Source organism: Amycolatopsis sp. NPDC051045 (genome assembly GCF_040682955.1).
Classification (GTDB): Bacteria; Actinomycetota; Actinomycetes; order Mycobacteriales; family Pseudonocardiaceae; genus Amycolatopsis.
In genome coordinates, this window is the sequence record NZ_JBFBCC010000003.1 from 189,900 (window position 1) to 209,632 (window position 19,733).

General features: G+C 72.6%; 12 protein-coding genes. 8 read left to right on the forward strand and 4 right to left on the reverse strand.

Going from position 1 to position 19,733, the window contains the following annotated elements; translation table 11 throughout:
- The coding region (locus tag AB0M80_RS08650; protein ID WP_364560877.1) for a hypothetical protein at window positions 1–288 on the reverse strand (288 nt) is incomplete at its 3' end.
- Between the two features lie 120 nt (window positions 289–408).
- Here AB0M80_RS08650 and AB0M80_RS08655 point away from each other — a divergent pair.
- The 6 genes from AB0M80_RS08655 to AB0M80_RS08680 are packed head-to-tail and all read left to right on the forward strand — an operon-like array spanning window position 409 to window position 13,288.
- The gene (locus AB0M80_RS08655) at window positions 409–4,380 is read left to right on the forward strand and encodes a toxin glutamine deamidase domain-containing protein (RefSeq protein ID WP_364560880.1); all 3,972 of its coding nucleotides are present in this window, start codon (window positions 409–411) and stop codon (window positions 4,378–4,380) included.
- Window positions 4,377–4,814, forward strand: a complete 438-nt coding sequence (locus AB0M80_RS08660) for a hypothetical protein (protein ID WP_364560883.1) — start codon at window positions 4,377–4,379, stop codon at window positions 4,812–4,814. Before AB0M80_RS08655 ends, AB0M80_RS08660 begins: the two co-directional genes overlap by 4 nt.
- Complete coding sequence (locus AB0M80_RS08665) at window positions 4,811–6,226, forward strand: TNT domain-containing protein (RefSeq protein ID WP_364560886.1); 1,416 nt, start codon at window positions 4,811–4,813, stop codon at window positions 6,224–6,226. The genes AB0M80_RS08660 and AB0M80_RS08665 overlap by 4 nt, the downstream gene beginning before the upstream one ends.
- Window positions 6,227–8,470 carry an ADP-ribosylglycohydrolase family protein gene (locus tag AB0M80_RS08670; RefSeq protein WP_364560888.1) on the forward strand — a complete coding sequence of 748 codons (2,244 nt, stop codon included), beginning with the start codon at window positions 6,227–6,229 and terminating at the stop codon, window positions 8,468–8,470.
- A gap of 16 nt (window positions 8,471–8,486) precedes the next feature.
- Entirely contained in the window at window positions 8,487–11,345 is a 2,859-nt protein-coding gene (locus AB0M80_RS08675) for an ADP-ribosylglycohydrolase family protein (RefSeq protein ID WP_364560891.1), read from the forward strand.
- A gap of 35 nt (window positions 11,346–11,380) precedes the next feature.
- The gene (locus AB0M80_RS08680; protein WP_364560893.1) at window positions 11,381–13,288 is read left to right on the forward strand and encodes a TNT domain-containing protein; all 1,908 of its coding nucleotides are present in this window, start codon (window positions 11,381–11,383) and stop codon (window positions 13,286–13,288) included.
- Here the strand turns inward: AB0M80_RS08680 and AB0M80_RS08685 are convergent.
- Genes AB0M80_RS08685 through AB0M80_RS08695 form a run of 3 tightly spaced genes read right to left on the reverse strand, consistent with a single transcriptional unit; the run spans window position 13,275 to window position 16,892 of the window.
- The gene (locus AB0M80_RS08685) at window positions 13,275–14,126 is read right to left on the reverse strand and encodes a class I SAM-dependent methyltransferase (protein ID WP_364560896.1); all 852 of its coding nucleotides are present in this window, start codon (window positions 14,124–14,126) and stop codon (window positions 13,275–13,277) included. The two genes, AB0M80_RS08680 and AB0M80_RS08685, sit on opposite strands and share 14 nt — an antisense overlap.
- A 12-nt stretch (window positions 14,127–14,138) precedes the next feature.
- Window positions 14,139–15,446, reverse strand: coding sequence for an ATP-binding protein (locus tag AB0M80_RS08690; RefSeq protein WP_364560899.1), 1,308 nt, complete (start codon window positions 15,444–15,446; stop codon window positions 14,139–14,141).
- A 3-nt stretch (window positions 15,447–15,449) separates the two neighbouring features.
- Window positions 15,450–16,892 (reverse strand): CCA tRNA nucleotidyltransferase, encoded by a 1,443-nt coding sequence (locus AB0M80_RS08695; RefSeq protein ID WP_364560902.1) that lies wholly within the window; start codon window positions 16,890–16,892, stop codon window positions 15,450–15,452.
- A 101-nt stretch (window positions 16,893–16,993) separates the two neighbouring features.
- Between AB0M80_RS08695 and AB0M80_RS08700 the strand changes: the two genes are divergently transcribed.
- Window positions 16,994–17,548 carry an NUDIX hydrolase gene (locus tag AB0M80_RS08700; protein ID WP_364560905.1) on the forward strand — a complete coding sequence of 185 codons (555 nt, stop codon included), beginning with the start codon at window positions 16,994–16,996 and terminating at the stop codon, window positions 17,546–17,548.
- The gene (locus tag AB0M80_RS08705; protein ID WP_364560908.1) at window positions 17,545–19,698 is read left to right on the forward strand and encodes a DUF6049 family protein; all 2,154 of its coding nucleotides are present in this window, start codon (window positions 17,545–17,547) and stop codon (window positions 19,696–19,698) included. Before AB0M80_RS08700 ends, AB0M80_RS08705 begins: the two co-directional genes overlap by 4 nt.
- Window positions 19,699–19,733: the final 35 nt, after the last annotated feature.

Below are 19,733 nucleotides of genomic sequence, written 5' to 3' on the forward strand. Positions count from 1 at the left end.
CCCGACCACGAGCGCCCGGCCGAACAGCCGGCCGACCGAACGCCTGCCCACCCGACAGAAGAACACGCCCCCGACCACGAGCGCCCGGCCGAACAGCCGGCCGACCGAACGCCTGCCCACCCGACAGAAGAACACGCCCCCGACCACGAGCGCCCGGCCGAACAGTCGCCCGACCGAACGCCTACACACCCGACAGAAGAACACGCCCCCGACCACGAGCGCCCGGCCGAACAGCCGCCCGCTGCCGAGCACGACCCTGACCACGAGCAGCCGCCCGCTGCCGGACATCCGCCGGAGGCGTCCGCTGCCGAGAGCCCCGTCGCGCACGGGGCCGACGAGCCCTACCTCGCCGACCACGGCTTCCGCACCGATGACCCCGCCGGGGTCCGGCGGATCGAGGACACCTTCATGGACTCCGGGCGGCAGAGCCTGGAGGACGGCGAGTGGCGGCACGAGCAGGTCCGGCGCGAAGCCCTCGCCAAGCGCGACGAGTTCCATCCCGGCGTGTCCGACGCCGGGGCGTTCGCCGTGCACGCTTACACGCGGTACGAAATGGTCGGTCCGCTCAACCACGCGCTGCGGATGGGCGGCCCCGAACTCGTCGACCTCGCTCCGCAGGCCGGGGCGCTCGTCTCCGGGCTGAACGAACTTCCGCCGCACGTCGGGACCGTTTCGCGGCGGATCGACTTCCACGGGGATCCCGCGCGGCTCGAAGCCTTCCTCGGGCGCTTCCACGAGGGCGCGCACATCACCGAACCGTCGTTCCTCAGCTCGTCGAAGGTCGACGCGGAGCACCCGCGCAGCACCTTCCCCGGCGAGGTCGAGATGCGGATCCAGTCCAAGAACGGCCGCGACGTCGAAGCGCTGGCCAGCATCGGGCACGAACGCGAAGTCCTCTTCAAGGCCGGGACGCAGTTCGAGATCACCAGCATCGAAAAGGGCCCGGGGCACCCGGACAACCCGAATCGACGGCCCGGGGAACCGCAGTGGATCGTGCACGCCGAGGAGATCGGTCCCGGTGATCCGCGGCACCTCGGCGAGACCGATGCCCGGCACGCCATCGAACAGCGCCGGGCCGACGAGCGCGCCGACGCGGAACGCTTCCAGCGGGAAGCCGACGCCGAACTCGAGCAGTTCTACGCCGAACACCCGCACCTGAAGCCGACCAGCGACATGTCCAAGCTGCTCGGCTTCGACCCGGTGGACGCGCCGCCCGCTCCCGAACGGCGCCGGCCCGCCACCGGGGAGCCCGACGGGGGCTGGTCGCAGCTCGCCGAGCCGCTCCGGCCGGGCGGCGTGCCCGTGCTGCACGCCGGGTCGGTCGAGACGCCGCAGCAGCACGCTCGCCTCGTCCGCGACGCCGTTCCCGAGCTCGGCTCGGTCAACACCCGCAACCACTACAGCCCGGACGCCCTCGAAAACGGCTTCCGGACCAACGCCGCGGAGTCGCTGGTCGCCTTCGAGCGGCGGATGAACGGCGAGGACGTCGTCGCCGGGCCGGCGCGGCCACAGACCCTCGCGCACGTCGGTGAGCAGCTCGGCGGGCAGTGGAGCAGCCGGGAGAGCTTCGACAGCGTCGCGCGCGAGCTCGGCGAGCGCCCCGTCGGCGCCCGGACGGCCGTCGCGTTCGAACACGTCACCGGCGAGTCGCGGCTGGTCGCCGCGGTCCACACCGAGCACGGCATCGTGTTCGCCGATCCGGTCACCGGGCGGCTCGCCGAGCTGCCGCACGACGCCACCGGCATCCACGCCATGCCGCTCGGGGGCGGGGAGGCGGCGCCGCACCAGGGCATCGCCGACCGGCTCAACCCGGCGCCCGAGCGGGTGCCGCACGACGAGGGCTACCTCTTCGACGGCGAACACCGCGGCACTCCGGCCGACCACGAGAGCATCCGCCGCGCGGTCGGCGACGAGGGCATCTACCAGCAGATCCACGACCGCGCGCTGGCCCGCCGGGACGCCGCCGGGCTGCCCCTCACCGACGAAGGCGCCGTCGCGGTCCACGGCTACACCCGCGGCGAGTACGCCTACGACGTCAACGAGGCCCTGCGCCGCGGCCCCGGGCACCCCGGCTTCGACCTCGCGCAGGAGAACACGCGCGCCATCACCGACGGCCTCAACCAGGTCCCGCGCACGTCCGGCGAGACCATCCGCGCCTTCGACGTCGGCGGGGACCCGCGGCTGGCCGAGCTCGTCGCCGGGCCGTACAACCCCGGTGATGTGGTCGTCGAGCCGTCCTTCTCCAGCGCGTCCATCAAGACCAGCGAGTTCTCGACGAGCAAGTTCGGCGACGACGTCGAGCTGCACGTCCGCTCGGACAACCTCCGCGACATCTCGAAGCTCGCCGAGAACCCGTCCGAGCGCGAGTCGCTGTCGCCGCCCGGCACGCAGCTGCTGGTGCACGAACGGCGGCTCGAGATCACGCCCGAAGGCCGCCGCAAGTGGGTCATCGAGGCCGAGGAGATCGGGCCCGGCCACCCGCGCTACCTCGACTCCGAAGCCGCGCAGCGGAAGATGGCCGAGCGGCGCGCCGAGAACGACCACAACGCGGCCGAGTTCGAACGGCGCAAGCAGGCGGCGCTGATGGAACGCCTCGGCGGCTTCGGCGAGCCGGCGCAGCACCACCAGCCGGAACCGCCGAAGGTCAGCGACGTCTTGGACGGCCCCGTCGAGACACCCGTGGTCCAGGAGCCCCAGCCGGACTACTCGTCGCTGGCCAGGGCGACGAACCCGCCGTCCGAACCTGCCATCCACGCCGACACGGCGACGCCGGCGGAGCGCGCGGCCTACGTGCAGGAGCGGCACCCGCACCTGCGTGACGTCAACCCGGGCTTCCACCAGCCGGGCGCGCTGGAGAACGGGTACATGTCCAACTGCACCCGCGCGCCCGAGGCCTACATGGACCGGCTGCGTGGCGGCGACATGACGGCCGAGCCGATCCTGTTCCACGAGATGGGCACCCGCGGCACGCTCGAGCACCTCGAAGGCCGTTTCGGCGAGACGTTCTCCGAGCGCGGCAGCTACGACGACGTCATCCGCGAGATGCGCGACAAGCCGCTGGACCACCACGCCGTGGTCGCGGTGAAGTACGAAGGCCCGAACGGGGTCGTGTACGGGCACGTCGCGATGGTCGTGCACACCCCCGACGGCGTCGCCTTCATCGACCCGCAGTCCGGCGACCTCATGCACCTGCCGCAGCCGCCGAAGGGCATCAAGCTGATGCACGTCGGCACGCCGGACGAGGTCCACGTGCCCGCCGAACCCGGGGCGACCACGACGGAACACAGCGGTTACGGAGTCGCGGACCCGGTCGCGGAGCGCTTCCTCGGCCGCGAAGACCTGCAGGCCGCGCTGGCGGACCCGGATTTGGCGAACGCGCGCGTCGAAGCCAAGGACGAACTGGGCCGCGCGCACGACCTCGGCCCGCTCAAGGACTACCTCGAAGCGCAGCTGCCGAACCGGCCCGAGCTGGTCCGGCTGCTCGGCGACGAGGCCAACGCCTACATCGCCGACTCGCTGGCGAGGCGGCCCCTGGCGCTGGGCAACCTGCTCGCACACGACGAGGCCGTGCGGATCTTCGAGGACTCCCTGCGGGACGTCCACGAGCAGCGGGAGCGTGGCACGCTCCCGGAGGAGATCCCGGCGGAACCGCAGCACATCGAGCTGGGCGAAACCGAGCGGCGGGTGTCCGAGGAGGCGACCGCGGACAACGCCCGGTACGAGGACGCCGACCGCCGTCAGCCGCACTACCCCCAGGAGCACCTGGGCAACGCGACGGAGTTCAAGAAGTACCTGGATGACGTGTACACCCGGGCCGAAGTCGCGATGGACAAGCTGCGCGAGGTCGTGCCGGCCATCGCCGCCGAAACCGAAGGCGAACCCGACCTGCGCAAGACGCTCAAGGGCCGCGGCCGCGCCGAGGACAAGATCGAGTCGAACTACGGCGGCGACCCGTCGCGGCTGACCGACATCGCCGGCGGCATCGTCCGCTTCGAGAAGATCGAGATGCTGTACGCCGCCCTGGAGAAGATCCGGGCGCGCGACGACATCGAAATCGTCGAGTTCGAGGACCGGTTCGTGAAGCCGCAGCCCGCCGGGTACAGCGACCTGCAGATGAAGGTCCGGATCGACGGCCACGTCGCCGAGTTCCGGCTGCACCTCAAGGCGGTCGACGCCGTCTCGGCCTACGACCACGCGCTCTACGAGGTGCGCCGGGACATCAAGGCCCGGGCCGTCGAGGAAGGCCCCGGTCCCGATCCGGAGACCGGGAAGAAGCGGCCGCGGCCGTACACGCCGGAGGAGCAGGCTCTGCTCAACGCCCTGTTGAAGCGGGAGCGGGAAAAGTTCTGGGAAGCGCTGAACAAGAGGCCGGAGCAATGACGATCGAGACGCCGGCGTACTTCCGCCACTACGACAGCCCGTACCGGCTCGACACCACGGCCGACGGCGGACTGGCCGGGTACATCCTGAACTGGAAGACCGGGCGGTTCGTCGAGGACAACGACAAGATCGACGACGTCCTCTTCGCGCGAGCCGGGGACATCGGGACGCTCACCGAGCAGCAGTTCGTCGTCCGGACCGAGGACCTGCGGCGGGAGTACCTCCGCGGCGGGGGCCCGATCTTCGCCCTCTACGACACGATCAGCGCCATGCACTCGGTGGCCCGCGAAGAGGGGCGGCCACTCAGCCGCGAGGAGGCGGCGCTCAAGGTTTCGCTGTACCGGCGCACGTTCAAGATGTGGGAGGACGAGTTCGCGCGCCTCGACGCGGGACAGCCGCCGACCTTCAGCTACAGCTCGACGTCGGCGCAATGATTCACGTGGAACATCGGCTTTCCCCCGACGAGCAGCGCACCCTCTTGGTGCGCCTGGGAAAGCTCGTGCGCGAGCACCGGGCCGACGCCACCGCGCCGGCCGTCGTCGACTTCCGGCAGGTCGGGAAGCACACCGAGAGCGCGGGGCACAACACGGCGACGCCGGAGGAGCTCATCGACCTCTTCGCCGAGCTCCGGGCCGGCATGTACACCGAGGAGCGCGGCACCTGGCTGCAGGCGCGGTTCACGCTCGATCCCGACGGCACCTTCGACTTCGACTTCGCGCTCGACGACGATCCGGTGTGGACGGACGCGCCGGAGCCGGCCGCCTACCCCGAGGAGCTCGCCACGTACCCGCGGGCCGACGAGCACATCCCGGACTGGTGGCGGCTGCGCGCGCAGCTCCCGCTGGGCGTGGTGTTCCGGCACGCCGACGCCGGCGGCCCGGACGTCGAACGGCCGCCGCTGACCGACACCGAGGTGCCGCTCGTGCTGCAGTACCTCGAGCGGGAAGCCGTCGTGCACGAAGAAGGCGACGAACGCTTCCACACCGACGGCACGTGGATCTGGTCCGCGGCGGTGCCGGACCTCCTGGCGGAATACGGCGTACCGCCGGAACCGGACCTGGTCGCGCACATCCGCCGCCACCACTTCCAGCCGCCGTACGTCGAGCCGCTGGTCCGCCGGACCGCCGAGGCGGACCTGCTGGGCAAGCCGCGGCCGAAGCCGGGCCGCGCCGACGTGAAGAAGACCGCCGGGGACGTCGCCGCCGAGCTGGAGACGACGCCGGATCCGAAGCTCGCCGACGAAGAGCTGCTGATCGTGCTGGTGCAGCGGCTCGGCGAGCACGGGGTCTGGCCCGAGGCGTACCGGGTCGGCGCGCGGGCGGACGGCGCGTGGTGCCTCAACTTCACCCCCGACGGCTGGGAAGTCGCCGCGTACGCCGGCGGGAAACCCCGCGCACCGAAGTACTTCACCCGGCTCGAGGACGCCGCCCAGCAGCTGCTGGGCGCGTTGCTGCTGCACCCCGCCCGGATGACCGCCGGGCACGAAACACCGCTGGAAACCGCGAAGGAGCTCGACGACTGGCCGGTGCACCCGGCGCCGGGTGAGCCTCCCCTCACCCTGCTCCGCAACAAGCGCATCACCAGGCTGGTGGCGGGTACGGTCGTGCTGCGCTTCGGCGAGGAACCCGGCAACCTCGTCCACCACGGGGAGGTACGGTTCGCCACGACGTCGCTGCCGCTGGAACGGGAGCGGGTGCGGCGGAGCTACCGGCTGAGACGCCCCCTGCACGTGATCACCGGCATCACGGTTCCGTGGGCGAACCTGCCGGGTGGCGCGGTGGCTTTCGTGCTGCCGAAGACGATCGCCGAGCACGAGTCCGACGGAAGCCTGGAGAGGATCGAGTAGGTGGAAGCGGCGGAAGCGATTGCCAAGGTCGGTCAGTGGCTGCGTGCGGTGCACGGCCCGGACGTCTCCGGTCCGGCCGGGCTCCGGGTGGACACCGAGAAGGTGCTGCGCATCCCCGAGGGCTGGTCGGTGCCCTACAACACCATCGCGTTCCTCGACGAGGGCCGGCCGGAGAAGGAGATCTTCCCGCCGCCGTCGGTCGTCGTCCGCGAGCCGGACGGCGAGCTGCGGCAGGCGCACCCGCACCCCGGCGGGCTGTCGGTGCCGGTGGCGTTCCCCGGCCAGGAGAACTGGCGCGAGGTCGTCGACCCCGAGTACGTCAAGGCCGGGCTCGGTGAGCTGGGCGTGCCGCTGCAGGCCGTCGCGGGCTGGGTGAAGGTCGACGCCGAGGGCAACCAGACCGGCGAAGAGCGCGAGAACCCCGAGTACAAGGCGGGCCCGATCCGCCGCGGCTACCCGAAGCCGGAGAACGCCCTCGAGACGCTGCTGTCGTTCGCCAGCGTCGGCTGGCTGACCCGGGAGCTGCTGCTGATCGGGCTGATCCGCTGCGAGGTGTTCGTCCCGCTCGACCTGGAAACCGGCAAGACCGACCGATTCTACTTCGCCGAGGAACGCAACGAGCTCAAGGTGTTCAGCTCGACCCGGCACCTGCCCTCGCGCGAGCACGGCTGGTGGAAGGTCGACGTCGCGACGCTGGCCGAGTTCGAGCACCCGCCGAACCTGGTGATCAACGGCGGTCCGACGACCATCGAGGACGTCTCCAGCGGCGAGCTCGCGCAGATCGTCAAGCGGTTTCCGCGGCACGAACCGCGCATCGACGTGCACGGCCGCTGCCCCGAGGCGGAGGAGGACCTGATCCGGGTCGCCGCCGAGACCGCGGCCCGGATGGGCCTGCCGGACCCGGTGAAGCCGCCGCTCATGGCCGCCGAGAAGGCGCGCCGGCGTGGCTTCGAGCTGACCGCCGAGGAGTGTGCGAAGACCGTGCTCGGCGCGTCCTGGCTGAAGCGGATGGAGATGCCGGAGCCGCCGCGCAGCAAGCCCAACGACCTGCGCGCGAACGGCCTGGCCCCGGCGTACGACAACAGCGGCCGCACCGTGCCGCGGCTCGACACCTTCGGCAAGTACTTCGAGCAGGACCTCGACGGCTTCCGCTACGGCTGGCAGCGCGTCACAGGCGCGTACGTCGGCTTCGCGCTCGGGGAGGCCCTCGGCGCGGCTGTCGACCGGATGATGCTGCACGACATCCACGCGAAGTACGGCATCGAGGGGATCACCGACCTGCTCCCGGCGTTCGACCAGCCCGGCCGGATCGGCTCGCTGACGCAGCGGCTGCTGTTCTACACCGAGGCCGTGATCCGCAGCCCGCACCGCGAGCAGCCGGAATCCCGCGAAGCCGAGCAGCTCTTCCCCGACGTCGTCCGCGGGGCGCTGCAGCGCTGGCTGCGCACCCAGGGCGCGCCGATGGACGCCCCGGACGGCTGGCTCGTGCAGGTCCCGGACCTGCACGCCCGGCGCGACGCCGACGACGCCGAGCTCAACGCCTACCACCAGCTCGCGACCGGTGCCGCCGGCGCGCAGCCGATGACCGGCCCGGCCGCGCTGATCCCCGCTTTGCCCGCGGCGCTGACCATGGCCGGGCCCGGCAGCGGGTTCAGCGGTGGCGCGCGGCAGGCGGTGCGCGAGCTGGCGGGCGTCACCCACCCCACCGAGCCCGACCTGGCCGCCGCGACCTACCTGACCTGGCTGTTCGAGCACGCGCTGACGAAGGACCCGTTCAGCTTCCCGATCTGGAACACCAGCCGCGAGGTGCTCAACCCGGACAACCAGTTCCAGCAGGGCCCGGAGTGGGTGGCGATCGCGGAGACGGTCGCCGAGTCGGTGCCGTTCTTCGGCGAACACGGGCTGCCCGACCTGCGGATGCCCGAGCTGATCGGCGACGGCAAGACGACGCTGTCGGTGCTCGGACGCGCCTTCGCCGCGTTGTCGGGCTTCGAGAACTACCCGGAGCAGGCGCTGCTTCGCGCCGTCAACCACTCCGGCCGCAGCGCGCTCACCGGGGCGATCGCCGGTGCCCTGCTCGGCGCGCGCACCGGGATCCCCGGCCTGCCGCAGAAGTGGGTCGACCAGCTGGAACTGCGGTACCTGGTCGAGAACGTCGCTTCGGACGCCTACTGGCACTTCGACCGGCATTCGGCGCTGGGCGCGCTCGGCGACGCGTGGATCGAGCGGTACCCGCGGCATTAGCGCGAGGATGGGGAGAATGGAAGAAGCGGAAGCCGGCGGCTTCGTCGAGTGGCGCCCCGACGTCGATCCGGAGTTCGACGAAAAGGCGTTTCCCGGCCTCGGCATCCCCGTGCGGGCCATCCGCGGCTGGGCGCAGTACACGCTGTTCGGGGAGCCGACGGGTCCGCGCCGGGACAACGAGCAGTACACCGGGGGCCCGGTGTGGCACGGCTTTCCGGTGCCCACGACGGACGCCGAAAAACTGCTGAACTACCTGGGCGTGAACTGGATCAGCCGCGCCGACTTCGTGCAGGCTGTGCTCGACTGCGACGTGTTCGTGCCGTTGCTCGGCACCGGCGAGCCGCTGCTGCGGCCGGTGCCCGGCACGAGCGGACGCGAGGTCATCGCGTACAGCTCGTCGGCGAAGGTGCCCGGGCGCTATCCGCGCCGGTGGCGGGTGACCGTCCGCGAGCTGCTGGCCGACCGGCCGGGGACCGGGCTGACCCTCGACCCCGGCACCGGTCTGGTCCGCAGCTTGACCGCCGCCGAGCTGGGCGACGTCGGGCCCGCCGAGCGGCGGTCCCGGGTCGAGGAGCCGGCGCCGGAAGCCGGGCCCGAGGTCACCCAGGCGCTGCCCGAGCTGGTCGCGGAGTTCGGCATGGAGCCGCCCGACCTGCTGGAACGGCACCTGCGGTACGCGGCGGACCACGCCCGCGACCACCACTTCGAGCTGACCCCCGGCGAGTGCGTCCGGTACCTGCGCGGCTTCGCCTGGCGGTACCGCAACGGCGTCCGGCGCCGGGCCGGCCAGGAGCCGGAATGGCCCGCCGACCTGGGCGCCAACGGCCTGATCGCGCACGTGGACGAAACCGCGCGCCCGCGGCCGGTGCCGTGGACGTTCGGGAAGTTCTCCGCCTTCGGGACGCCGGCCGGGCGCTTCGCGTGGCATCGGATCGTCGGCGCGTACGTCGGCTTCGCGATCGGTGACGCGCTGGGCGGCGGCGCGGACCCGGCAGGCCCGCTGCCGATGGGTGGGCTGACGCGGCACCTGCTGTTCCACACCGACGCGGTGCTGCGCGGCCTGCCGCCGGTGCCGGCCGGCGCGGTGCCGGCGACGCTGCCCGAGCCGGACCCGGTCGGCTGGCTCGCCGTCGCGACCCGGCACGCGGGCCCCGCGCCCGCCGAGTTCTCCGCGCTGCTGGCCACCGCGTTGGCCGCGACCCCGGCCGGGGCGGTCGCGCTCGCGGACGTCGACGGCGAGCAGTACGCGAAGGACGTCGCCCGCGAGCTGACCGGCAGTGCGGCCGGAGCCGAGGTCACCGAAGGCGTCGAGCTGCTGATTTCGCTGTTCCAGGCCCTGCTGACCCGGGAAGCGTTCGCCCTGCCGGTGCACGTCCGGCTGCGGGAGGCAGGCGGCGACCTGGCGGCGTCGACGCTGGCCCTGCGCGAGGACCGCGACGCCGATGACGTCACCCAGCTGGAGAGCATCGGCGACGGCCGGAGCGTGCGGTCGGTGCTGGGCCGCGCGCTGTTCGCCGCGGCCAAGCGCGGCTACGACCCGGAAGCGGCGATCCGCCTCGCCGCGCGGTCCGGCCCGGTCGCCGGCGCGATCACCGGCGCCCTGGTCGGCGCCCGGGTCGGCGTACCGGGGCTGCCGTGGGTGGCTTCGCTGACCGACCTCGGCCTGCTCGACGACGTCGCGAGCGACGTCTTCTGGTACTTCAACCGCGACGGCCTCCGGACGGAGACCGCGGAACACGCACGCTGGGAGCGCCGGTACCCGAGCGGCCGGTTCACCCCGAAACCGAAGGGACCCGACTTGCGATCGCGACTGCGGGGCAGCCTGCTCGCCGGGGCGATCGGCGACGCGCTGGGCGCGAAGACGGAGTTCGACTCGATCGACCGGATCCGCGAGATCGCCGGGCCGGACGGCATCACCGACTTCATCCCCGCGTACGGCGGCGTCGGCCGGATCACCGACGACACGCAGATGACGCTCTTCACGCTCGAGGCGCTGATCCGGGCGCACGCGCAGCAGCGGCGGACCGGTTCCGCCGACGTCGTCCACTCGCTGCAGATGGCCTACCAGCGCTGGCTGCACACCCAGGGCGTCACGTGGGACCGGGCCCGCGGGCCGCAGTCTGCCGTCGAGGCGCCGGACGGCTGGCTGGTCACCCACCAGGAGCTGTTCAGCCGCCGCGCACCGGGTCTGACCTGCTTCGGCGAGCTGGAGGCGTACGGCCGCTCGGGGGTCCGGGGCACCACCGCACGGCCGGTGAACAACTCGAAGGGCTGCGGCGGCGTGATGCGCGCGGCGCCGATCGCGTTGTGGTCGGACGACCTCGCCGAGGTGTTCCGGCTCGGGGCCGAGAGTGCGGCGCTGACCCACGGTCACCCCAGCGGGTATTTGTCGTCCGGGTGCTTCGCGGTGATCGTGCGCGAGCTGCTGCACGGAAAGCCGCTGCTCGACGCGGTCGCGGCGGCGCGGGCCGAGCTCGTGAAGCACGCCGGCCACGAAGAGCAGAGCACCGCGCTCGACGCGGCTCTGGCGCTGGCGGAGCAGGGGCCGCCGACGCCGGAGAAGCTGGAGTCGCTGGGGCAGGGCAACGTCGGCGAGACCGCGTTGTCGATGTCGGTGTACGTCGCGCTGACCACCACGGACGCCGACTCGGCGTTGCTCGCGGCGGTCAACCACAGCGGCGACAGCGACTCGACCGGTTCGGTCTGCGGCAACCTCGCCGGCGCGATGTACGGCGAGGAAGCCCTGCGGGAAAGCTGGCTGGACCGGCTGGAACTCCGCGACGTCATCGTCGGCCTGGCAGACGACGCGCTCACCGAATTCGGCCCGGGTGCGCCGGGCGACGACCGGTGGTTCGCTCGGTACCCGGTCGACTAGGTTTCTCGGGGTTACTGGGGACGGGGAGGACAAACGTGCGTTACCGGGTTGAAGTGGCCGAACGCCCGGACGGCCTGTATGCGACGTGGGGTGAGGGGACCTTCCGCGCGCAACGGTCGACCACGGACGGCACCGTGTTGTTGTCCGTGCTGCCGGAGGAAGAAGCGCCGGAGGGCTTCGACAAGGAGTTCGACGGCCGTCCGGCGCGGGTGGTGCCGGCGAGCGAGGTGCCGTCGACGTTCACCCTGCGGACCTTCGCCGAGTACGACGGGGAGGTCTTCGAGGTCGCGCCGGGCGCGCGGCCCGAGCTGACGCTGCGCTGGGTCCACGACGACGCCGCCCGCGCGGCGCAGCTGGGTCTGATCGACTTCTCGGTCACGGTGCCGGCGAAGCAGGTCACGGCGCTGTGGCAGACGCGGCTCGACTTCACCGAAGCGCCCGAGGCGCGGCCCAAGCCGGGCACCGGCGACCAGAACGCGCTGCTGCGCGCCATCGGCCGGACGCTGCTGCACACCGTGCCCGGCGGCTGGGCGCGGGTCGGCGCGCAGTTCCGGCAGGTCGGCGACTACGCCGAGATCGAGGTCCGCGCGGTCGGGGACGAGGACGGCCCGGTGTCGGTGTCGCTGCCCGCGGCGCCCCGCCTCGGCGGGCTCTTCGCGCGGCTGCGGGCGGCGATGTACCAGGCCGAGGCCGGCACGTGGTTCCAGGGCACGTTCACCCTCGACGCGCAGTCGCAGTTCGACTTCGACTTCGACGCCGATCGCGAGCCGGACTGGCGGGTGCCGCCCAACGACGGCGGGCGCCCGTCGACCGCCGCTTACGAGCTGGAGCTGGCGACCTTCCCACGGACGTCGAAGCACATGCCGGCGTGGCTGACGGCGAAGGCGGGGCTGCCGCTGGACGTCGTGTTCCGGCACGCGCGGGTCGCCGACGCGCACGTCGAGGGCGAACGCCCGGTCGTCAACCGGCCGCCGGTGCCGCCGGACCAGGTCCGCGGCGTGCTCGACTACCTGTTCCGGGCGCCGGTGGCGCTGCACCGGCCCGCGCCGCTGCCGGACATCTTCGGCCCGCCGGGCGCGAAGCCGGACGTGCCGAACGCGTTCCACACCGACGGCACCTGGGTCTGGCCCGCCGCCGTGCCGCACTACCTGCGCAAGTACGGGGTGCCGCCGGAGCCGGAGCTGGTCGAGCACATCCGTGCGGCCGGCTTCCGGCCGCCGTTCGTCGGCGAACTCGTCCGCGCGACGGCGGAGGCGGAGGTCCTCGGCCAGCCGCGGCCGCCGCAGACGACCGCCGACCTGCCGGACGAGCGCGCGCTCACCCGCGTCGCCCGCGGTGAACAGGTCCGGAACCTGCGCGGCGCGGAGACCCTGGAGCTGCTCCAGCAGCGGCTCGCCGAGCACGGCGTGCCGGCGGCGGCCTACCGGATCGGCGCGAACGAGATACCCGCCGAAGGCGTGTGGACGCTGCGTCGCGCCGAGAACGGCTGGGAGGTATCGCGGCCGCCGTCCGACGAACCGGTGGCGTTCGGCTCGCTCGGCGACGCGGCCCGGTTCCTGCTCGGCGTGCTGCTGATGCTGCCGCCGCGGCCGGCGGACGAGTCCGACCAGCCCGCCGACTGGCCGATCCTGCCGATGCGCGGCGAACCGCCGTTGAACTTCTACCGGGGCAAGCGCCTGATCGTGCTCGCCCCGGGAACGACGGTCGTCCGGTTCGGCAACGAGACCGGCAACCTGGTGCACGCCGACGGCTCGCGGTTCGTCGAGACGGCGCTGGCGTTCGAGCGCGAACGCGAGAAGCGGCTCTACCGGGTGCAGCGCGCGGTGCGGGTGCTGACCGGTGTGGCGGCGCCGTGGGGTGGGTTGCCGGGCGGCGCGGTCGCCTACCTGCTGCCCCGGCCGCTCGCCCAGCACCTCGAGACGGGCTCGCTCAGCAGGCAGTGATCAGGACGGCGGGCGACCACCAGTAGTCGGCGAGCGGTTCGACGCCGACCTCGGCGAAGCCCGCCGTCGTCAGCTGCTCGACCCAGACCGACGCCGGGTGTTCCCAGTTCGTCCGCTGCTGCCCGGAGACGATCCCGAGCAGCACGGGCAGCAGGAATCCCTGCGCGACCAGCGAGGCGTCTTCGCCGTACTCGGCCACGCCACGCTCGTAGCGCTCGACGAGCGACCGGAGGTGCTCCGGCGAGCCTTCGGCGAACTCGGGGACGTCGAACTCGGCGAGCACCAGGGTCCTGGTCCGCGGCTGCAGGGCGCGCAGCACCTCCGCGCGCAGCTCCGGCTCGATGGACTGCAGCGCGAACGTCGACTGGACGAAGTCCCACCCGAGGTCGTCCCGGGCCAGGAAGTCCTGCGCGGTCGACTGCCAGCACTGGGCCGACGGCACCCGCTCGTGGACGCCCTCCAGCAGCGCGGCCGACGGTTCGACCAGGTCGATCCGCGGGGGTAGGTGCGACGCCTGCTCCAGCGCGGGCACCACGGCGAGGCCGTCACCACAGCCCAGGTCGAGCAGCGACTCCGGCTTCCCGGCGTCGTACCGGGCGGCCAGCTCGGCGCTCAGCGCCCGGTACAGCCCGACGTTGCCGCCGCCGCGGATGAACGCCGTGAACGCGCTCGGCTGGTCGTACACCGGCGCCGAGTCCTCGCCGGCCAGGTAGGCCCGCAGTTCGTCCGCCAGCGTGGAACCGGCGCGCCCGGCCTGGGCGGCGAATTCGGCGGCCTGGTCGTGGTCACCGGACCGGTAGGCGGCGAGGGCGTCGGCCAGCAGCTCGATCGAGGTCATGGTCAGGAGATATCAGAACGGGACCCACAACGTCACCCGCGTGCCTCCCCCGGCGAGTCCCGACTCGACCTTCGACGTCCCGCCGACCTCGGCCAGCCGCGCGGTGATCGACTCGCTGATGCCGAACCCGGCCGGCCGCTCGGCCTTGTCGAACCCGCTGCCGTGGTCGCGGGTGATCACCGCGATCCCGCCGTCACGCTCCTCGACGCGGACGACGACCCGGTCGGTCCCGGAGTGCTTCATCGTGTTCCGCATGGCTTCGCGCACGGCGTCGCGGATGGCGATCTGCCGGACCTCCGACAGCGTGTCGTCGTCCAGTTCGGCCACCACGAGCTGGGCGCGCAGCCCGTCGCGCGCCATCTCGGCGGCGAGCGCGGCCAGCTTCTCGCCCAGCGGCCGCGCACCGGTCTCGGCCCGCTCGGACGCCGCCGACTCGATCGTGTGCCGGATCTCCATCGCCTGCGCCCGCGCCAGCCGCTGGATCTCCACCAGCCGCTCCTCGGCGTCGGAGGTGCCGGACAGCGCCATCGCCTCCAGCGTCTGCAACACGGTGTCGTGCAGCCTCCGGTGCTGCTGGGCGCGCTCGGCGAGCCGCCCGCTGCGGATGCCGTACGCCAGGGCCAGGCGGGTGCCGAGCCCGGTCAGCACCAGCGCGGCGGTGGCCAGGAACAGCTCCGCGAGCAGGACGGAGTACGTCGAGAACGCGGCCCCGACCAGGAATTCGCCGGTGTTCAGCCAGTTCGCCAGCATCCGGAGGGGGAAGCTGAGCAGGCCGAACACCAGGCCGCTCGGGAGACCCAGCGCCAGCGTCAGCAGCCCGGCCTCGCCGAACAGGTGGACGCTGCTGACCGCGAGCGCGTCGAAGTACTCCGGCGCCCGCACGGTGAGCGCGAGGACCAGCGGCGAAAGCACCGTGAAGGCCAGGTCGACGGCCAGTAGCTTGCCGGCGTCCCGGCCGCGGAACGGCGCCGAGCGGAACATCCAGCGGAGGCCGGCGACGTTCAGCGCCACCGACAGGATGGTGAAGATCCCGACCGGCAGCAGCCCGGTCGCGCCGTGCTGGAGGACGTAGACGCCGAACTGGCCCGGCACCGCGAGCAGCCGGTAGGCCAGCGGGATGAGCACGACGTAGCGGGTCGCGCGCAGGAGCAGGCCGTCACGCTCGGCAGGGTCGATCGGGCCCGACATCCGGGAGATGCGCCGCAGCGCGTGCATCGGGGCCGGGTCGGCGATCTCGTCGGGCAGCTCACTCGTGGCGGTGGCGATCGCCGGGGCGCCGCGCCGCAGCAGCGCCACCAGGAAGCTGCCCCCGCCGGCCACCGCTCACGCGTCCCCGACGCCGTTTTCCGCGGCCCACTTCTTCAGCTCGGCGACGGCCTCGTCGTGCTCCAGCGGGCCGCGGTCCAGGCGCAGCTCCTTGAGGAACTTCCACGCCTTCCCGACGTCCGGCCCCGGCTTGAGGCCGAGCAGCTCCATGATCTGCTCGCCGTTGAGGTCCGGCCGGACGCGGTCGAGGTCCTCCTTGGCCTTGAGCGCGACGATCCGGGCCTCGAGGTCGTCGTACGTCGCCTGCAGCGCGGCCGCCTTCCGGCGGTTGCGCGTGGTGCAGTCGGCGCGGACCAGCTTGTGCAGCCGGGTCAGCAGCGGCCCGGCGTCGGTCACGTACCGGCGCACCGCCGAGTCCGTCCACTCGCCCTTGCCGTAGCCGTGGAACCGCAGGTGGAGGAACACGAGCTGGGAGACGTCGTCGATGATCTCCTTCGAGAACTTCAGCGCCCGCAAACGTTTGCGGGCCATCCGCGCGCCGACCACCTCGTGGTGGTGGAAGCTGACGCCGCCGCCCGGCTGGAACTCCCGGGTCGCCGGCTTGCCGACGTCGTGCAGCAGCGCCGCCAGCCGCAGAATCAGGTCCGGCTCCGACGTCGGCTCGTGCGAAGTCTCCAGCTCGATCGCCTGGGCCAGCACGGTCAGCGAGTGCTGGTAGACGTCCTTGTGCTGGTGGTGCTCGTCGATCGCCAGCCGCATGCCGGACACCTCGGGCAGCACCCGGTCGGCCAGCCCGGTGCCGACCAGCAGCTCCAGCCCCGGCCGCGGGTCGGCCGCCAGCAGCAGCTTCGACAGCTCGGCCTGCACCCGCTCGGCGGTGATCCGGTCGATCTCGCCGGCCATCGACGTCATCGCGTCGACCACCCGCGGGGCGGCGGTGAAGCCCAGCTGTGCGGCGAAGCGGGCGGCGCGCAGCATCCGCAGGGGGTCGTCGGCGAACGACTCCTGCGGGGTCGCCGGGGTGTCCAGGACCTTCTCCCGCAGCGCGCTCAGCCCGTCGTGCGGGTCGATGAACGTCTTCGACGCGAGCTCGACGGCCATCGCGTTGACCGTGAAGTCGCGGCGAAGCAGGTCGCCCTCGATGTTGTCGCCGAAGGTGACCTCGGGGTTGCGGCCGACCCGGTCGTAGCTGTCGGCGCGGAACGTCGTGATCTCGAGCTGCATGCCCTTCTTCGTCACGCCGACCGTGCCGAACGCGATCCCGACGTCCCAGACGGCGTCGCCCCACCCGCTGACGATCTTCAGGACCCGGTCGGGCCGCGCATCGGTGGTGAAGTCCAGGTCGCCGGACTGGCGGCCGAGCAGTGCGTCGCGCACGCTGCCGCCCACGAGGTACAGGCGGTGCCCCGCCCTGGCGAACCTTTCCGCCAGCTCCTCCGCCAAGGGGGAGACCTGCATCAGCTCCACCACCGCGTTCTGGTCGGCGACCACGTCGTTCACGAAAATCCCACTACGTTCCAGGTGCGATAGCTCCAGGCACCGCCGGACACGGACACGGAGAGCCAGCCTACCGGGGCAACCGTTTGCTCTAGCATCGCAGCATGTCTGGATCAGCCGGCCGCCCCGGCGCCTCGAAGCCGCGCAGGCGGCGCAGGCGTCAGCGCGGCAGGCGGCTGACCACGGTCGACGAGACGTCGGCCGGTGGTCTCGTGGTGGACGCGGAGGGCGAACAGGCGGTGCTGATCGGCCGGCTCGACCGGCACGGCAGACTGCTGTGGTCGCTGCCCAAGGGCCACATCGAGGACGGTGAAACGGTGGAACAGACGGCCGTGCGGGAGGTGCGGGAGGAAACCGGCATCTCCGCGCGGGTGCTGCGGCCGCTGGGCACCATCGACTACTGGTTCGTGGCCGAGAAGCGGCGTATCCACAAGACCGTGCACCACTTCCTGCTCGAAGCGCTCGGCGGTGAGCTGTCCGACGAGGACGTCGAGGTCACCGAGGTGGCCTGGGTCCCGCTGGCCGAGCTGGAGTCCAAACTCGCCTACTCCGACGAGCGCAAGCTCGTCCGGAAGGCCAGTCAGATGCTCAAGGAACTTTTCGCGCGCCCGGACGTCCACGGACGAGACGAGCACGCCCCTGAGGGAGCCCCCGAGTGAAGCGGTTCGCCGCAGCCTTCCTTTCCGTCCTCTTCCTGGCCGGCCCGGCCCTCGCCGGAGCCTCGGTGGCCCAGGCGGCCGAGGGCGCCCGCCTGCGCGTCGATCTGGCCCAGCTCAGCCCACGCGTGATCACCACCTCGACGACGACGCTGACCGTCGCCGGCACGGTGACCAACACCGGCGACCGCAAGGTCACCAGGCCGCAGGTGCGGTTGCAGGTCGGCGAGCGGACGACGAACGAACGCGGGATCGCCGACGTGCTGTCCGGCGTGGTCGTCAAGGACAGCCCGCTGACCGACTTCGCGTCGGTCGCCGACGTGCTGGAGCCCGGGCAGAGCGCCCCGCTGAACATCACCGTGAACCTCACCGGCCCGCGGGCGGTCCGGTTCAGCCGCCCCGGCGTCTACCCGCTGCTGGTCAACGTCAACGGCACGCCGGAGTTCGGCGGGCCCGCGCGGCTCGGCGCGGTCAGCATGCTGATGCCGGTGCTGGCCGGGCCTGGCGGGCAGGCCGGCAACCGGGCCGGCGCGCCGAGCATGACCCTGCTCTGGCCGCTGACCAGCAACGTCCCGCACGTCTACGCGGCGCCGTACGGGAGCCCGCTGGTGCTGGCCGACGACCGGCTGGCCGGCGAAATCAGCCCCGACGGGCGGCTGAACGCGCTGGTCACCGCGGCCGCGTCGGCCGTGCGGAACAACTCGGACCTCGCGAAGTCGATGTGCTTCGCGCTCGACCCGGACCTGCTCGCGACCGTCGACGGGATGAGCCGCGGCTACCTCGTCCACACGGACGCGGGGAACGTCGACGGCAAGGGCGTCGAGGCCGCGAAGACGTGGCTGTCCGCGCTCCGCTCGCTGGTCGGCAGCCGCTGCGTGGTGGCGCTGCCGTTCGCCGACACCGACCTCGACGCGCTCACCCGCATCCGGCCCGGCGACGCCGGGCTGGTCACCCGGGCGGCCGCCGGCGCCGCGACCATCCAGCAGCTGACCGGCGTCACCCCGCAGACCGGCGTGCTCTGGCCGGACGGCACACCCAGCGCGTCGGTGCTGACCGCGCTCACCGCGGCCGGCGTGCACACCGTGCTCACCGACGCGGGCAAGCTCGCGCCCGCGGCGGGCGGCGGCGGGGTCACCGTGCAGGGCAGCACCGTCCGCGTCCAGCCGACCGACTCGCTGATCTCCGCCGCGATGACGGGCGTCCCGACCGTGCCGGACTCGGTCACGGTGCCCGCCACGACCGAGCGGGCGGTCGCGAGCCAGAACGGCCTCGGCGCCCTCGCCTTCCGCGCCGGGCTGGGCCAGGCCGCCGGGCAGCAGCGGCCCGAGCACCTGCTGGTCGCGCCGCCGCGGCGCTGGGACGCCGCTCCCGAGGAGTTCGGCACGTACCTGCAGCAGGTCGGTGACTTTCTGAACGCGGACCTGCTCACCGCGACCGGGCTCTCGACGCTGCTCGCTGCCGATCCGGCGGTCACCGGCTCGGTCGGCGCCGGCGGCCAGGACCCGGCCGCCGGCATCGACGCGGGCGTCGTCTCGACCCTGTCGGCCCTCGACGTCCAGGCCACCGGGCTGGCGTCCGCGATGCAGATCGACCCGACCAAACGGGTGAAACCGGACGACGTCGTCGAGCCGGTCCGGCTGGCCGAGCTGCGCGGCGCCTCCACGGCGTGGCGGGGGCTGCCGGCGGACGCGGCGACCACGAACGCCCAGGCCGAGCTCGCGGCGATCAGCGGGCGGGTGACCGTCTCGCAGCCGAAGCAGACGATTGCGCTGGCGTCCGGCAACTCGCCGCTGCCGGTGTACGTCAGCAACGACCTGCCGGTCGGGATCAACGCCCGGTTCGCGCTCGACAACAACACCGGCCTGCGCGCGGAGGACGCCAAGGACTGGTACTTCCCGGCCAGCGGCGGCAAGAACTACTTCCTCCCCGTCGAGGCGCTGCGAGCCGGCCGGTTCAGCGTCGATGTGTCGTTGAGCACGCCCACCGGTACCCAGCTCGGGTCGTCCGCGCGGTTCGAGCTGACGTCCACCGAGTACGGCGCGATCACCATCATCGCCACCGTCGCCGCAGGTGTGGCCCTGCTTCTGCTCGCCTCCCGGCGCATCTACCGACGGGTGAAGGACGCCCGCGCGGGCCGCGACGTCGTGGACTGATCGCTCGGCCCTCGGGTGTTCCGGGCCGTTCGCGA